We start from the raw sequence: 15707 nt of genomic DNA on the forward strand, positions 1-15707 counted from the left end.
GGCCGCTGACCCGTTCTGCACGCCGTCAGCGGCTACCATGTAGGGCGATGACTACCAAAAAACCAAGCAAGGGCGGGAGCACGTCCCGCAGCCAGGCCCCGAAGAAGGGCGCCAAGACGGGCGCAGCCCGCACTCCCAAGCCGGGCAAGCCGTTGCCGGGCTGGTTCCCCGAATTGAATGACGGCGGTGCACCGCCGCGAGGCCGCAAGGCCCGTAGCACCGACGCCCCGGGCCCGGCACCGGGCCGCAAGCTGCCGCCGACCGGCAAGGTGATCGACGATCCCTATGCCGCCCGCGAAGCCGAGAAATACGAACAGCCCATCGCCAGCCGCGAGGCCATCCTGGCCCTGCTGGAGCGCTGCGAAGGGCCGCAGACCGCCGAAGAACTGGGCGCGCGCCTGGGCCTGACCGCGCCGGACCGGGCCGAGGCGCTGTCGCGCCGGCTCGGCGCCATGGTCCGTGATGGCCAGCTGGTGCAGAACCGCCGGGGCGGTTTCGCTCCGATCCAGACACTGAACCTGGTCACCGGCGTGGTGATCGCCAACCCGGAAGGGTTCGGCTTCCTGCGCCCGGTCGAAGGCGGCGACGACCTGTTCCTGCCGCCGTATGAGATGCGCAAGGTGATGCACGGCGACAAGGTGTTGGCCCGCGTGACCGGCATCGATCACCGTGGCCGTCGCGAAGGCAGCATCGCCCGCGTGCTCGAACGCGGCATGACCCGCCTGATCGGCCGCTTCAGCATCGAAATGGGCATCAACTATGTGGTGCCCGACGACAAGCGCGTGCAGCGCAACGTGCAGGTGCCGCCGGACCAGACCGGTGGTGCACGCGACGGCCAGCTGGTGGTCTGCGAACTGACCCAGGCGCCGGACAGCCGCCGTCCGCCGATCGGCCGCATCATCGCCGTGCTCGGCGACAAGCTGACCGCGTCGCTGGTGGTGGAGACCGCCATCCACGGCCACGAGCTGCCGTTCGAGTTCCCGCAGGAGGTGCTGGACGAAGCGGCCTCGGTGCCGCTGGTGGTCGAGCCCGCAATGATCGGCGACCGCGTCGACCTGCGCAGCACGCCGCTGGTCACCATCGACGGCGAGGATGCCAAGGACTTCGACGACGCGGTGTACTGCGAGCCGAATGCCGAGGGTTTCCGCCTGGTGGTGGCGATCGCCGATGTCTCGAACTACGTGCGCCCCGGCGCGCCGCTGGATGAGGAGGCGCAGAAGCGCGCCACCTCGGTGTACTTCCCGGGCTTCGTGGTGCCGATGCTGCCGGAGACGCTGTCCAACGGCATCTGCTCGCTGATGCCGAAGGTCGACCGCATGTGCTTTGTCTGCGACATGCAGATCGACCGCGATGGCCTGGTCACGCATTCGCGCTTCTACGAGGCGGTGATGAACTCGCATGCGCGCCTGACCTACACCCAGGTGTGGAAGGCGGTGGGCGAGGACGATGCCGATACCAAGGCCTGGATGGGCGACCTGCTGCCGCAGGTGCAGCGCCTGCACCAGCTGTACAAGGTGCTGTCCAAGGCACGTGCCAAGCGCGGTGCCATCGAGTTCGAAAGCAGTGAAGTGCGCTTCGTGCTGGACAACCGCGGTGAAGTGACCCAGGCCGGCATGCTGGTGCGCAACGACGCGCACAAGCTGATCGAGGAGTGCATGATCGCGGCCAACGTCGAGGCGGCCAGGTACCTGCTGTCGCGCCATGTGCCGGCGCCGTACCGCATCCACGAGAAGCCGCCGGAAACCAAGTACGCCGACCTGCTGGAATTCCTCAAGGAGTTCAAGCTGAGCCTGCCGCCGTGGTCGAAGGTGCGCCCGGGTGACTACACCAAGCTGCTGAAGAAGATCCGCGACCGCCCCGATGCCACGCTGCTGGAATCGGTGCTGCTGCGCAGCCAGAGCCTGGCGATCTATAGCCCGGAAAATCACGGCCACTTCGGCCTGGCGCTGGACGCGTACGCGCATTTCACCTCGCCGATCCGCCGTTACCCCGACCTGCTGGTACACCGTGCGATCAAGCATGCGTTGTCCGGCAAGCCGCTGGATAAGTTCACCTACAACGCACGCGAAATGGCAGCCCTGGCGCTGCAGTGTTCCGAGCGTGAGCGTCGTGCCGACGAGGCCGAGCGCGAAGTCGACGAGCGTTACCGCGCGGCGTGGATGGAAAAGCACGTGGGCGGCCAGTTCGACGGCGTGATCAGCGGCGTGACCAGTTTCGGCCTGTTCGTGGAACTGGACGAGTCCAAGGTGCAGGGCCTGGTGCATGTGACCCAGCTGCCGCAGGACTATTACAAGTTCGACGCCACCCGCAAGACGCTGACCGGCGAACGCCGTGGCAGCAGCTACCGGCTGGGCGACCGCGTGCGCATCCTGGTGCTGAAGGCCAGCATGGAAGAGCGCAAGATCGACTTCCGCTTGGTCGAGCACAAGGGCGAAGACGAGGGCGATGGCCTGCCGCCGCTGCCCGAGCGTGGCAAGCCGGCCAAGCGGAAGAAAGAGAAATATTGATGACCGTGGTAGTGCCGGCCGCTGGCCGGCATCCATGGCACCCTCGGCACCGACGGGTTGCCGGCCAGCGGCCGGCACCACCAGGAGACATCGCATGCAGGGCCAACCCGAATACAGCGGCGGCTGCCAGTGCGGCGCGATTCGCTTCCAGGCGCGAGGCGAGCTGACCGACAGCTCGATCTGCCATTGCCGGATGTGCCAGAAGGCCTTCGGTGCCTACTATGCGCCGCTGGTGTCGGTGCGCGGCGTGCAGTTCAGCTGGACCCGCGGCCAGCCGCGCTATTTCCAGTCGTCCAACGTGGTGCGGCGTGGCTTCTGCGCCGACTGCGGTACCCCGTTGACCTATGAAGCCCCCGACGGCGTGGCCGTGGCCGCTGGTGCCTTTGACCAACCCGAACGCCTGCCACCGACCATCCAGTACGGAGTCGAACGCAAGCTGCCCTTCGTCGACAGCCTGGCCAGCCTGCCGGCGCGGCGCACCGAGGAAGACATCGCGGCGCTGGATTTCCTGGCCACCATCGTGTCCCACCAGCATCCGGACCACGACACCCCGCACTGGCCGCCGCGCAGCCGATGACCCGCCTGTAGCGCCGAGCCCACGCTCGGCTGCTCAGGGTCCAGGCTTCATCGGCCGCCGCCCGCCGAGCATGGGCTCGGCGCTACAGAGCGCCGGCCGCAGCGCCCGGCCCGCCGATGCTCTACCATAGCCACCCCCTTTCCGGTCCCCGCCCGCATGAGCAAGAACAGCCAGTGGATTGTCGGCGTCAACGCCGTCGCCTCCTCCATCGAGAACGACGCCGAGAACGTCCGCGAAGTGCTGGTCGAGGCCGGTGCGAAGAACCCGCGCCTGACCGAGATCGAGGAAAACGCCCGCCGCAAGGGCATCGACGTGCGCAAGGTCAACAGCCAGGCGCTGGACGGCGTGGGCGGTTCAGTACGCCACCAGGGCGTGGCCGCACGCTATGCCGCGGCCCGGACCTACAGCGAGAACGAGCTGGAAGGCCTGGTCACTGCAGCCGAGGGCAAGGCCCTGCTGCTGGTGCTGGACGAGGTGCAGGACCCGCACAACCTGGGCGCCTGCCTGCGCTCGGCCGCTGCCGCCGGCGCCACTGCCGTGATCATCCCCAAGGACAAGTCGGCCACGGTCAATGCCACCGTGCGCAAGACCTCGGCCGGTGCCGCCGATCTGATCCCGGTGGTGGCGGTGACCAACCTGTCGCGCTGCCTGAAGGACCTGCAGAAGCAGGGCGTGTGGATCTACGGCCTGGCCGGCGAAGCCACCGCCTCGCTGTACCAGCTGGACCTGAAGGGCAACATCGCGCTGGTGCTGGGCGGTGAAGCCGATGGCCTGCGCCGCCTGACCCGCGAGAACTGCGATGGCCTGGTCAAGATCCCGATGCCGGGCGAGATCGAGAGCCTGAACGTCTCCGTCGCGGCCGGTGTCAGCCTGTTCGAGGCCGTGCGCCAGCGCGGTTGATCGGCAGCAGCGGCTGTGTCGACCAAGGTCGACACCCACCAGGTAGTCGCCAACCTTGGTTGGCGCTCTTGCCGCCTCACCCCGCGCTGCCGCCCAGTGCCTTGAACAAGGTGACGTCGTTGTTCAGCTGGCCCTGGCGCACGCGCGCCAGCGACAGCTCGGCATCGCGCCGGGTCTGCTGCGCTTCCAGCCAGGTGCGCAGGTCGGTGGCACCCACGCGGTAGCGCACTTCCTGCGCCCGTTCCACTTCCACCGCTTCGTCGTACGAAGCCTGCGAGGCCGCCACCTGGCGCGCCAGCTGCTCGCGTGCCGACAGCGCGTTGTCCACTTCCGAGAGCGCGGTATACAGCGTCTTGCGGAAATTGGTCGCGGCGATCTGGTAGGCGGTGCCGGCGATATCGGTATCCAGCTGCGCGCGCTGCAGGTTGAGGAACGGAAGCGACAGGCCGGCGCCCAGCGTGGCGACCGGGTTGCGCAGCACATCGCCCAGCGAGGTCGCGCTGGAACCGAGGCTGCCGGTCAGGCTCAGCGCCGGGTAGTACTGGGTAGCGGTCACCTTGATGGTCTTCAGGCTGTTGCGCAGGCGCAGTTCGGCCGCGCGCAGGTCGGGACGGCGACCGAGCAGGTCGGTCGGCAGGCCCTCCGCGATGCTGGGGCTGCGTGCGCCGAGCAGGTCCTGCGGTTCGTCCTGCTGCGGCCAGGGCGTGCCGTCCAGCAGCACGGTCAGTGCATTGCGCGCCTCCACCCGCTGCTGTTCCAGCGCACTCTGCGAGGAACGCTGTGACTGCAGGTTCTGCAGTGCCTGGCGTACTTCCAGGCGCGATACCGCACCGGCGTCGAAGCGGGCCTGGACCAGTTCGCGGGTACGTTCCAGCCGCTCCAGGTTGGCCTGGCCGGTGGCGATGGATTGGTTGAGATAGGCCAGGTTCCAGTATTGGTTGATGGTGTCGCTGATCACCAGCAGCGCGGTGTTCTGCCGGTCTTCCTCGCTGGCCTCGGCTTCCCAGCGGGCGATGTCGCGCTGGGTGCGCAGGCGGCCCCACAGGTCCACTTCCCAGCCCAGCGAGACGCCGGTGGAATAGCTGCGGCGCCAGTCGTCGGCCTGGTCGGTGGCGCGGCTGGCGCTACCACTCACACCTGAAGACGAAGGCTGCGGCCACAACGCGTTGCTGGCCAGGCCGGCCTGCAGGCGCGAACGCTGCACGGCCAGGCCAGCGGCGGCAAGATCGCTGTTGGCGGCCAGCGCCTGCGCCACCAGACGGTCGAGACGTTCATCGCCGAAACCGGTCCACCAGGTGTCCTGGCGGATGTCGCGGCCCGGAGTATCCAGGCTGCTGCGCGGATCGTCGGCGGGCGCATTGAGGGCGGCGTCGCCACGACCGTAGGTCGCCGCCACGTCGGGGGCCTGCACCGGATAGCGGCCCATCGATGCGCAGCCGGACAGGGCGAGCAGTACAGCGCCCGCCAGCAACAGGCGCGAGGGGGCAGGGAAGGGCAGTCGGGTCATCATCTTCATTCGCGGGCCAGGGCCTCCACCGGGTCGAGCTGCGCGGCGTTACGCGCGGGCAGGAAGCCGAACGCAACGCCGATCAGGGTCGAGCAGGCGAAGGCGGCGACGATCGAGGCGGTGGAGAACAGCACCTGGAAGTCGCTGGCGAAGCGGCCGATCATCGAGCCCAGCAGCAGGGCCAGGCCGATGCCGAGCACGCCGCCGAGCAGGCACACCAGCACTGCTTCGATCAGGAACTGCTGGCGGATATCACTCTGCCGTGCACCGACGGCCATGCGCACGCCGATCTCGCGGGTACGCTCGGTCACCGACACCAGCATGATGTTCATCACGCCGATGCCGCCGACCAGCAGCGCGATGGCGGCGATGGCACCGATCAGCAGGGTCATCGTGCGCGTGGTCTGCTCGATGGTCTGGCGGATCTCGGCGCTGTTGCTGAGGAAGAAGTCCTCGGTGCCATGGCGCATCGTCAACAGGCGGGTGATCGCTTCCTGTGCGGCATCCATCGGCGTGGCGTCGTCCACGCGCACGGTGATGCTGGACACGTGGCTCTGGCCGAGCATGCGCGACATCACCGTGGTGTACGGCAGCCACACGCTCAGGCTGGTGCTGCCACCGAAGCCGAAGCTCTGGCGCTTGGCCACGCCGACCACGCGTGCCGGCACGTTGCCGAGCAGGATCACCTGGCCGATCGGATCGACATCGGGGAAGAACTGGGTCTGGGTGTTCTCGTCGATCACCGCCACCTGGCCGAGGCTCTTCACCGCATCGGCATCGAAGAAGCTGCCGCTGAGCAGGGTCACGCCCTTGACCCGGAAGAACTGCTCGCCGACGCCGCTGACCTGGGCGGTGGAGGACTGGTTGCGGTAACGCGCGGTGACCGAGGTCGACACGCTGGGCGTGGAGCTGTCGACGTAGCTCTGCCGGGCCAGCGCATCGGCATCACTGGCTTTGAGCGTCTGCACGCGGGCCGAGCGCATGTCGCCGAAACCACGGCCGGGGTAGACATCGATGGTGTTGGTGCCGAGCGCGCTGATGTTCTGCAGGATCTGCTGCTGCGAGCCATTGCCCAGCGCCACCACCGAGACCACCGAGGCGATGCCGATGATGATGCCGAGCATGGTCAGGAAGGTGCGCAGCCGATGTGCATTCATCGCCAGCAACGCCATGCGGAATGCTTCGGTGAAGCGGTCGCGCGCGGCCCGCCAGCTGTCGCCACGGGCGACGCCGGTGCTGGCCTCGCGCTGCGCGCGGTAGGTCGGTGCATTCGGGTTGGCGCGGTCGGCGATGATCTCGCCGTCGCGGATCTCGATGATCCGCTGCGCGTGTTCGGCCACGCTCATGTCGTGGGTGACGATGATGATGGTGTGGCCTTCGGCGTGCAGCTCGCCGAGGATCGCCATCACTTCCTCACCGGATTTCGTGTCGAGCGCGCCGGTCGGTTCGTCGGCCAGGATCACCTCGCCGCCGTTCATCAGGGCACGGGCGATCGACACGCGCTGCTGCTGGCCGCCGGACAGCTGGCCCGGCTTGTGGTGCATGCGGTCGCTCAGGCCCAGCCGCTGCAGCAGCTGCTCGGCACGCGCGTTGCGCACCGGGCCGGGGCTGCCGGCGTACACCGCCGGCACTTCCACGTTGCCGCGCGCATCGAGGTCGCCCAACAGGTGGTAGCGCTGGAAGATGAAGCCGAAATGCTCGCGGCGCAGTTCGGCCAGCTCGTCCGGCTCCATCTTCCCGGTTTCGCGGCCGGCCACCTGGTAGCTGCCACGGGTGGGACGATCGAGGCAGCCGAGGATGTTCATCAGCGTCGACTTGCCTGAGCCGGACTGGCCGACGATGGCCACCATCTCACCGGCGTGGATGTCGAGGTTGACGTCACGCAGCACGGCGATCACATCGTCGCCGGCCGGGAATTCGCGTCGCAGGTCACGCAGGCGCAGCAGCGGCGCCGTCGTGCTCATCGGCGCCCCATGCCCGGGCCGCCGACCCGCATCTGCATGCCGCCGCGGTTGCCGCCGCCGGCGCTGGCACCGGCCGCACCGGCTTCGCCGACCACCACGCGCTCGCCTTCCTTCAGTCCCGACAGGATCTCGGCCGAGGCGCCGTTGTTGATGCCCACGGTAACCTTGCGCGGCTGCGGCTGGCCCTTGTCGTCCAGCACCCGCACCATGCGCTCGTCGCCACGGCGCTTCGGCCCCAGTGCCACCGCCGGCACCATCAGCACGCCCTTGGCCTGCTTCAGCAGTACCGACACCTGCGCGGTCATGTCGATGCGCAGGGTGCCATCCGGATTCTCCACGTCGAACAACGCGTTGTAGTAGACCGCGCTGCTGGAACTGGAACTGGACGAACTGCTGGAACTGGACGAACTCTCGTTGGCGATCGAGGCCGGCGCCGGATTGATCTGGCGCAGCGTGGCGTGGTACTTGCGGTCCGGATCGCCCAGCGTGGTGAAGTACACCGGCATGCCGGCCTTGATCTTGACCACGTCGGCCTCGGAGATCTCGGCATTGACCGTGACCACGTCCAGCCGTGCCAGCATGACGATGGTCGGTGCGGTCTGGTTGGCGTTCACGGTGCGACCTTCCTCGGCCACCACCGCCACCACGGTGCCGTCCATCGGCGCGGTAATGCGGGTGTAGGCCAGGTTGGCGCGGGCGGTGCCCAGCTCGGTTTCGCGGCCCTTGATCTGCGCCTCGTAGGACTGCAGCTGGGCGCGGGCGGTCTTCAGCTGCGCCTCGGCGGCATCGTATTCCTGGCGCGAGGTGGCCTCGGCGGCCAGCATCTGCTGCTGGCGCGCGAATTCCAGTTCGGCCTGGCGCAGGGTGGCCTGCTGCACGGCGCGCTGGGCGGTGACCTGGTCCAGCGAGGCCTGCGCATTGAGCACCTGGTTCTGCTGGGTGGTGGCGTCGATCTCGGCGATCAGGTCGCCTTCCTTCACGGTGTCGCCCAGCTGCACCTTCAGCGATTTGATCTGGCCCGAGGCCTGGGCACCGACGCTGACCAGCTTGTAGGCGTCGATCACGCCGGTGGCGTCCACCGTCTGCTCGATGTCACCACGGCTGACGGGCGTGGTCGCCACCGCCGGGGCGGCGGGCTTGCGCAGCAGCCACCAGGCGGCTGCGGCAACGGCAAGGGCGAGCAGGGCGATCAGTATCAGGCGACCCCGGCGGGTCGCGGGCAGCAGGCGGAACGTCACGTCGTGGCTTCACTCTCGGGGCCGCGGTGGCGGCGTTGGTGGGCATTGTGAAGACCGGGCGATGGGCGGCTCAATCCTCGGGGTATGTCTCTATGTAACACTGTCGGTGAATACGCGTAACCACAGGTATCCCGCCCATGGCTGGATACACTGGTACGCATTGCCCCGGATGCGGTTCAGCTGCCGACACGGGATGATCGCGACATGGAGACTGAAAACACGATGCATCGACTGCTGATCGTCGACGACGACAACGACATCCGCACCCTGCTGGCCGAACAGCTCGGCCGGGCCGGCTACCAGGTGAGCACGGCCGCAGACGGCACCGCCATGCGCCAGCTGCTGGACCGCGAACACGTGGACCTGATCGTGCTCGACCTCAACCTGCCGCGCGAGGATGGCCTGACCCTGTGCCGCGATCTGCGCGCGCGTTCGAACACGCCGGTGATCATGCTGACCGCGCGTGCCGAGCCGATCGACCGCGTGCTGGGCCTGGAAATGGGCGCGGACGACTACCTGGCCAAGCCGTTCGAACCGCGCGAGCTGCTGGCACGCATCCGCAACGTGCTGCGCCGGACCGAGGCGCTGCCGGCGAACCTGGAGCCGCTGGCGGTGCGCCGTGCGCGCTTCTCGCGCTGGGTGTTCGATCTGGAGCATCGCCACCTGGTGGACCCGGACGATCGCGTGGTGGTGCTGTCCGGCGCCGAGTTCCGCCTGCTGCGGGTGTTCATCGCCCACGCCAACAAGGTGCTGTCGCGCGAGCAGCTGGTCGCGCTCAGCAGCGGCCGCAACTACGAGGCACAGGACCGCGCCATCGATCTGCAGGTCAGCCGGCTGCGCAACAAGCTGGGCGACGACGGTGGCCCTGACGGACTGATCAAGACCGTTCGCAACGAAGGCTATGTACTGGCCTCCTCGGTGAACCTGGAATAAGCCGCGATGAAGCGCCTGCGCCATTTCCTGTCCTCGATGGTCGGGCGGTTGTTCGTGATCCTGCTGCTGGGCATGAGCGTGGCCGCGATCGGCGCGACCATGCTGGCTACCTCCAAACGCCAGCAGGAGTTCGAGCGGCAGAACCTGAACCGCATCGCCGACCGCCTCCAGGGCTACGTCAACCTGCTCGACGGCAACCCCGAACTGCGCGAGCGCCTGCTCGAAATCGGTGGGCCGAGCGTACGTGCGCTGCAACCCGGCGCACGCCTGGGGCGGGCCGATACCGCGTTGATGGAAGTACTCGATGACCGGCCCGGCCCGGTCGCACGCGCGCATGTGCACTTCGCTTCGTTCCGCTCCTGCATTCCCAAGCTGCAGGACCTGCTGCCCCCGCCGCCACCGGGGCATCGCAAGCATCCGCGCGAACGTGATCCGGCGTTCATCCCGCCCAAGTGCCGTGCGGTCGACGTGACCCTCAACGACGGCACGCTGCTGAAGCTGGCGCTGGATTCGCCGGCGGTGGCACACAACGGCATCCTCGCCGTGGACCCGTGGTTCCTGACCCTGCTGGTGCTGGCGATCGCGGTGCTGGCCTATATCGTCGCGCGCATGGCCAGCGCGCCGCTGCAGGAACTGGCCGCAGCCGCCGAAGACCTGGGCGACGACCTGCAGCGCGATCCACTGCCGCTGCGCGGCCCGCGCGAAGTGCAGCGCGCCGCCGAAGCCTTCAACGCCATGCAGCATCGCCTGCAGCGGCACCTGGCCGAGCGCACGCAGATGCTGGCGGCGATCACCCATGACCTGCAGACCCCGCTGACCCGGCTGCGCCTGCGCCTGGAGAATGTCAGCGACGAGGTGCTGCGCGAGCGCCTGATCGGCGATCTGGCCGCGATGCAGGCGTTGGTGCGCGAAGGCCTGGAGCTGGCGCGCAGCGCGGAGAGCGCCGAGCAGCGCGCCGCACTGGACCTGGATTCGCTGCTGGAGAGCATCGTTGAAGACACGGCCGAGGGCGGCGGGGATGTCGTCTTTGAAGGTGGCAGCGGAGCGGTGTTGATGTTGCGTCCGCTGGCCATGCATCGCCTGTTTTCCAACCTGGTGGACAACGCGGTGATGTATGCCTACCGGGTGCGGGTACGGGTCGAGCGTAGTGGTGGCGCGATCACCGTGGTGGTGGCCGATGACGGCCCGGGCCTGGCCGAGGATCAGCTGGAAGCCGTGTTCGACCCGTTCGTGCGGGTGGAAACCTCGCGTTCGCGCGAAACCGGCGGCGCCGGTCTGGGCCTGACCATCGCCCGCGCCCTGGCTGAGAAAGACGGGGCGCGGCTGTGGCTGCGCAACCGCGTCGAAGGCGGGCTGGAGGCGGTAGTGCAGTGGCCGGCCAGTGCACAGGTGACGCCGCCGGGCCGCGCGGGCTGAGCGTTCGCGGCTGGCGATGGTGACGCCGTGGGCCGGGTTTGGCCTATCATCTGCGCATCTTCCCAGTTCCCCCCCGATGAGCCAGCCCGTCCCCGCCGGCATGCCGTCCCGCGCTGCCCGGCAGTTCCCGCATGCTGCCAGGCCCGGCAGCCCTGCCTGGCCGCCGCCGCTGCACTGATGGCCGGACAGGGGGACATCGGGCGCTGGGTGGAGCGCTGCGGATCAGATATCGGTCGATGGCTGCGACAGGGCCTGCTGTGGCTGCTGCTGGCCCTTGCACTGCCGGTGGCAGCGCAGGAGGGGGCTCCGCCACTGCGCGACTACGCCATTGATGTATGGACGTCGCGCAACGGCCTGCCGCACAACTCGCTGCGCGACATCGCGCAGACCCCCGAAGGCCACCTCTGGTTCGCCACCTGGGAAGGCCTGGTGCGTTACAACGGGCTGGATTTCACCGTGTTCGACCGCAGTACCCGCCCGGGCCTGCGCGACAACGGCATCGGCGCGCTGTTCGTCGACCGCCAGGGTGGGCTGTGGATCAGTGATTCGCGGGGCAATGTCAGCCATCGCGGCAACGATGGCCAGTGGCGTGTATGGGAGCACCAGGCCGATACCCCGCAGGTCCTGATCCAGTCCATGCAGATGGACAGCCAGGGCCGCCTGTGGCTGCTGTATGAAGGCAAGGGCATCGGCTATCTGACGCCGGACACCGGCATCGTCTACCACGCTCCGGCCGCCGACCTGCCGATGGCGATGAGCTTCACCAAGCTGGTGGTCGATGCGCAGGACCGGGTCTGGGCCGGCACGTTGGATGGACTGGTGCTGCGCGACAACGATGGCGTGCTCAAGCGCGCGCCAGCGACTTGGGGGCTGGGCGCCGGCAGTGGCCTGTCGTGGCCGTACCGCGCTCCGGATGGCGCGCTGTGGATCGTCGCCGGCGAGCGCCTGTACCGGGTGGAGGATGATCAGCTGGTGCTGATGCACCGCCTGCCGGGGCAGCTGCACCTGACCTCGATGCTGCAGGATCGCCATGGTGACCTGTGGCTGGGCACCGAGAACCAGGGCCTGCTGCGGATCTCAGCGCATGGCCTGGAGCGCCTGCCGGCGGGCCTGAACCTGCCGGGTGGGCGCGTGGTCAGCCTGCGCGAGGATGCCGAGGGCAGCATCTGGGTGGGTGCCAACGGTGGCCTGTACCGCCTGCGCGAAACACTGTTCAGCAGCTACACCGAGCGCGATGGCCTCAGTGGCGACTATGTGCGCACCGTGTTCGAGGACCGCGATCGCCAGCTGTGGGTCGGCAGTGCCAGCGGCCTCGACCTGCAGACTGCTGATGGCCGCTTCCGCGCGATGCCGCTGCACAACCGCGGCGGCAAGGCACCTTCGGTGCTCAGCCTGGCGCAGGGTCCGGACGGTGACCTGTGGGTCGGAACGTTCGGTGATGGCGTCTACCGTCTTGGCCCCGATGGCCGGCTGCGGCACAACTATGCCGCCGCCGATGGCATGCCGGGCGGCAACATCCGCGCGATCAGCGTGGACCCGCAGGGCGTGGTCTGGGCCGGCACCCAGAAGGGCGTGGTCCGCATCGACGGCGACCGCGTGCAGGTATCAAGCGTTGCGGGCATGCCCAGCGGCCTGATCACCGCGCTTGAGCACGATCACCAGGGCAACCTGTGGATCGGCACCATCGAGGGCATCCGCGTACTGCGCGGCGACCACGTGCAGTCGATCGACCTCGCGCCGATGGGCGGTGGCCGCAGCGTGTTCGGCTTCCATCAGCTGGGTGACGCGATGTGGATCAGCAGCGATCGCGGCCTGTACCGCTGGCGCAACGGCACGCTTGCACGGGTGGGGCTGGAGCAGGGCATGCCGGTGGATGCGGTGTTCCAACTGGTGCCGGATCGCCTTGGCAACGTGTGGATCAGCAGCAACCGCGGCGTGCTGCGCACCGACATGGGCACCCTCAACGCCGTGGCCGATGGCCGCGCACCCCGGGTGGTGGTGGAGCGCTACAACGAGATTGACGGCATGGCCAATGCGCAGGCCAACGGCAGCTCCGGGCCATCGGCGATCCTGCGCCAGGACGGCACGTTCTGGGTGGTCACCGCCGGAGGCCTGAGCACCGTCGATCCGCAACGCCTGCAGCGTTTCCGCGAGCGTCTTTCACCGCCGGCAGCGATTGAAAGCGTGCAGGTGGATGGCGCCCCGGTGCATTGGGAAGGCCCGGACCGCAACTACATTCCCGGCGGCCGGCGCTTGGCGGTGAGTTATGTCGGCCTGAGCTACCTGATGTCTGACCGGATCCGCTACCGCACGCGGTTGGACGGCCTGGATACGGGGTGGGTCGAACGCGGCCCGCAGCGCAGCGTGGAGTTCGTCGGCCTGCCGCCGGGCGACTACACCCTGCACGTGGCCGCTGCCCATCCGAGTGGCAGCTGGGGCCAGCAGGAAGCGGTATGGAGCTTCACCGTGGAGCCGTTCTGGTGGCAGCGACGCAGCGTGCAGTTGCTGGGTGGCCTGTTGCTGCTGGCCGGGCTGGTGGCGCTGTACCGGCTGCTGCTGCAGCAGCTGAAGGCCAGCAACCTGCGCCTGGCACGGCGCGTGGACGAGGCGACCTTCGACCTGCAGGCCAAGACCGTGCACCTGCAGGCGCTGAACCAGGAAAAGACCGAACTGGCCGAGCGCCTCGCACGCCAGGCCGAGGCATTCGAACGGCAGGCCCGCGAGGATGCACTGACTGGCCTGGCCAACCGCCGTGCCTTCGATGAAACGCTGGCGCGTGACTTCGCGCGTTCGCAGCGCAGCGGTCATCCGCTGTGCCTGGTGGTGCTGGATATCGACCACTTCAAGGACGTCAACGACCGCCACAGCCACAGCATCGGTGATGCGGTGCTGGTGCAGGTGGCGCGGTTGATCGCCGCCGCCAGCCGCGATTCGGACCTGCCGGCGCGGACCGGTGGCGAAGAGTTTGCGCTGCTGCTCAACGACACCCGCCTGGAGGAAGCCGCACAGCTGTGCGCGCGCCTGCGCGGCCTGTTCCATGACCACCCCGACTGGGCCGGCGTGGACGGCCTGCGCGTGACCTTCAGCGCAGGGCTGGTGGAGCTGGATGCCGACGACCGCACCCCGGCACTGCTGTACCAGCGCGCAGACCGCGCGTTGTACCGCGCCAAGAGCGACGGCCGCGACCGAACGAGTATTGGTTGATCGCATCCACGCATGGCGTGGATCTACCGTCCGGTGAGTGGTGGGTGCGGACCGTTGGTCCGCACTGCGTGGATGCGGTTGCGCCGTTGGCTGGCTTACCGCGGCCAGGCGTTGGCGATGGTGCAGAACAACCGCGCGGTCTGCTCGGTGTCGTACACCGCGCTGTGTGCCTCGTTGGCATCCCAGCCCAGCCCGGCGGCGGTGGCCGCACGCGCCAGCACGGTCTGTCCGTAGGCGATGCCGGCCAGGGTGACCGTGTCGAACACGCTGAACGGATGGAACGGGTTGCGCTTGTGGCCGGTCCGCGCCACCGCTGCGTTGACGAAGCCCAAGTCGAAATGGGCGTTGTGGCCGACCAGGATCGCGCGCTGGCAGCCGTATTTCTTCATCGCCGCACGCACCGGGGTGAAGATGTGGTCCAGCGCGGCCTTCTCTTCCTTGGCCAGCCGGAACGGATGGTCGAGGATGATGCCGGTCACTTCCAGTGATTTCGGGTCGATCTCCAGGCCCTCGGCCGGCACCACGTGGGCGCTGGCGGTCTGGCCGGGGTAGAGCAGGCCGTTCTCGTCCATCTCGATCGGCACGGCGGCGATTTCCAGCAGTGCGTTGCGCTGGCTGTCGAAGCCGCCGGTTTCCACGTCCACCACCACCGGCAGGAAGCCGCGGAAGCGTTGTGACATCGCGCGCTGCGCCTGGGGGACTGCGGAATCGGGAGCGGCGGCAGGTGCGGGGGTGGGGTCAGTCATGCGTGAATTCTAGCAGAGCGACCCTGAGCGCCCGGCCAGCCTTCGGTGCATGCGTTCCCTGCGCGGGCGTGTGTCGACCAAGGTCGACACCTACCGGGACACCGCGCGCTCAGGATTCCGGTAGGTGCCAACCTTGGTTGGCACACGGTGCGCCGACCAGGTTTGGCGATTACCGGACTGCTGGCCGTGCAGGCGTGGCCGAGGGAGACCACCGCGCCAACCACGCATCCACGCTCAGCCTGCCGGCGCCGGTGAAGATCAGCGGCAGCAGCATCGCCATGAACAGTACTGGCAGCTTGAAGTTGCCGAAGCCCTGGTCAGTGATCGCGTAGCCCATGGCCAGGTCGGCCAGCGAGTTCCACTCCATCGGCCAATGCACCGCATAGGTAGCCACTACGGTCAGCACCAGCAGGCTGGCGGCGGCGAAACGGGTGCCGAAACCGAACAACAGGCAGGCCGCGCCGAGCAGTTCGAACCAGGTCGCAAGCTGCCAGTTCAGCGCGGCCGGCAGCTGGTCGAACGGGAACGGGAAAGCGTCCTGCAGGTCGGCGAACCAGTTCTGGCCGTGCAGCTTTTCGCGGCCGGATTCGAAGTATTCCCAGGCCAGCAGCAGGCGCAGGCCGAGCGGGGCCAACCAGGGGGCGAGACGGTCCAGCTGGCCACGCGTGGCGGCCAGGGTCGGAAGGTTCATCGGTGGTTCTCCGTGGGGGAAAGG

Annotated in this window: 11 protein-coding genes; 6 read left to right on the plus strand and 5 right to left on the minus strand. The window is 68.3% G+C overall.

Annotated elements, in window-relative coordinates:
* Positions 1-47 precede the first annotated feature (47 nt).
* The 3 genes from rnr to rlmB all read left to right on the plus strand — a co-directional run bounded on the left by rnr (position 48) and on the right by rlmB (position 3984).
* Positions 48-2507, plus strand: coding sequence for a ribonuclease R (rnr, locus tag ACSYS9_RS06785; protein WP_071228429.1), 2460 nt, complete (start codon positions 48-50; stop codon positions 2505-2507).
* A gap of 94 nt (positions 2508-2601) precedes the next feature.
* On the plus strand, positions 2602-3084 hold the full coding sequence (locus ACSYS9_RS06790) for a GFA family protein (protein WP_071228428.1): 483 nt from the start codon (positions 2602-2604) through the stop codon (positions 3082-3084).
* A gap of 156 nt (positions 3085-3240) precedes the next feature.
* Positions 3241-3984, plus strand: coding sequence for a 23S rRNA (guanosine(2251)-2'-O)-methyltransferase RlmB (gene rlmB / locus ACSYS9_RS06795; protein WP_005408775.1), 744 nt, complete (start codon positions 3241-3243; stop codon positions 3982-3984).
* A gap of 76 nt (positions 3985-4060) precedes the next feature.
* On the opposite strand, the gene ACSYS9_RS06800 is transcribed toward rlmB, so the two are convergent.
* Genes ACSYS9_RS06800 through ACSYS9_RS06810 form a run of 3 tightly spaced genes read right to left on the minus strand, consistent with a single transcriptional unit; the run spans position 4061 to position 8693 of the window.
* The gene (locus tag ACSYS9_RS06800) at positions 4061-5500 is read right to left on the minus strand and encodes a TolC family protein (protein ID WP_071228427.1); all 1440 of its coding nucleotides are present in this window, start codon (positions 5498-5500) and stop codon (positions 4061-4063) included.
* Positions 5497-7455 carry a MacB family efflux pump subunit gene (locus ACSYS9_RS06805; protein ID WP_071228426.1) on the minus strand — a complete coding sequence of 653 codons (1959 nt, stop codon included), beginning with the start codon at positions 7453-7455 and terminating at the stop codon, positions 5497-5499. The genes ACSYS9_RS06800 and ACSYS9_RS06805 overlap by 4 nt, the downstream gene beginning before the upstream one ends.
* Complete coding sequence (locus ACSYS9_RS06810) at positions 7452-8693, minus strand: efflux RND transporter periplasmic adaptor subunit (protein ID WP_071228425.1); 1242 nt, start codon at positions 8691-8693, stop codon at positions 7452-7454. Before ACSYS9_RS06810 ends, ACSYS9_RS06805 begins: the two co-directional genes overlap by 4 nt.
* A 204-nt stretch (positions 8694-8897) precedes the next feature.
* Here ACSYS9_RS06810 and ACSYS9_RS06815 point away from each other — a divergent pair, with 204 nt between their 5' ends.
* The 3 genes from ACSYS9_RS06815 to ACSYS9_RS06825 all read left to right on the plus strand — a co-directional run bounded on the left by ACSYS9_RS06815 (position 8898) and on the right by ACSYS9_RS06825 (position 14246).
* Positions 8898-9626, plus strand: coding sequence for a response regulator (locus tag ACSYS9_RS06815; RefSeq protein WP_005408779.1), 729 nt, complete (start codon positions 8898-8900; stop codon positions 9624-9626).
* Between the two features lie 6 nt (positions 9627-9632).
* A complete protein-coding gene (locus ACSYS9_RS06820; protein ID WP_032127908.1) occupies positions 9633-11042 on the plus strand; it encodes an ATP-binding protein in 1410 nt (469 codons plus the stop codon).
* A gap of 177 nt (positions 11043-11219) precedes the next feature.
* Positions 11220-14246, plus strand: coding sequence for a ligand-binding sensor domain-containing diguanylate cyclase (locus ACSYS9_RS06825; RefSeq protein ID WP_071228424.1), 3027 nt, complete (start codon positions 11220-11222; stop codon positions 14244-14246).
* 95 nt (positions 14247-14341) lie between these two features.
* Here the strand turns inward: ACSYS9_RS06825 and rnt are convergent, their stop codons facing one another.
* Both rnt and ACSYS9_RS06835 read right to left on the minus strand, forming a co-directional pair.
* Positions 14342-14992, minus strand: coding sequence for a ribonuclease T (gene rnt, locus ACSYS9_RS06830; protein ID WP_014036542.1), 651 nt, complete (start codon positions 14990-14992; stop codon positions 14342-14344).
* Positions 14993-15161: 169 nt separating this feature from the next.
* A complete protein-coding gene (locus tag ACSYS9_RS06835) occupies positions 15162-15683 on the minus strand; it encodes an HvfX family Cu-binding RiPP maturation protein (RefSeq protein ID WP_071228423.1) in 522 nt (173 codons plus the stop codon).
* Positions 15684-15707: the final 24 nt, after the last annotated feature.

Origin of the sequence: Stenotrophomonas sp. STK17_22, assembly GCF_051983905.1 — a bacterium.
GTDB lineage: Bacteria > Pseudomonadota > Gammaproteobacteria > Xanthomonadales > Xanthomonadaceae > Stenotrophomonas > Stenotrophomonas maltophilia_A.

What these genes read in the sequence shown, in the direction of transcription:
- ACSYS9_RS06820 (WP_032127908.1), top strand. Translation starts at nt 9,633, where the DNA reads ATGAAGCGCCTGCGCCATTTCCTGTCCTCGATGGTCGGGCGGTTGTTC.
- rnt (WP_014036542.1), bottom strand. Translation starts at nt 14,992, where the DNA reads ATGACTGACCCCACCCCCGCACCTGCCGCCGCTCCCGATTCCGCAGTC.
- ACSYS9_RS06835 (WP_071228423.1), bottom strand. Translation starts at nt 15,683, where the DNA reads ATGAACCTTCCGACCCTGGCCGCCACGCGTGGCCAGCTGGACCGTCTC.
- ACSYS9_RS06790 (WP_071228428.1), top strand. Translation starts at nt 2,602, where the DNA reads ATGCAGGGCCAACCCGAATACAGCGGCGGCTGCCAGTGCGGCGCGATT.
- rlmB (WP_005408775.1), top strand. Translation starts at nt 3,241, where the DNA reads ATGAGCAAGAACAGCCAGTGGATTGTCGGCGTCAACGCCGTCGCCTCC.
- ACSYS9_RS06800 (WP_071228427.1), bottom strand. Translation starts at nt 5,500, where the DNA reads ATGAAGATGATGACCCGACTGCCCTTCCCTGCCCCCTCGCGCCTGTTG.
- ACSYS9_RS06805 (WP_071228426.1), bottom strand. Translation starts at nt 7,455, where the DNA reads ATGAGCACGACGGCGCCGCTGCTGCGCCTGCGTGACCTGCGACGCGAA.
- ACSYS9_RS06825 (WP_071228424.1), top strand. Translation starts at nt 11,220, where the DNA reads ATGGCCGGACAGGGGGACATCGGGCGCTGGGTGGAGCGCTGCGGATCA.
- ACSYS9_RS06815 (WP_005408779.1), top strand. Translation starts at nt 8,898, where the DNA reads ATGGAGACTGAAAACACGATGCATCGACTGCTGATCGTCGACGACGAC.
- rnr (WP_071228429.1), top strand. Translation starts at nt 48, where the DNA reads ATGACTACCAAAAAACCAAGCAAGGGCGGGAGCACGTCCCGCAGCCAG.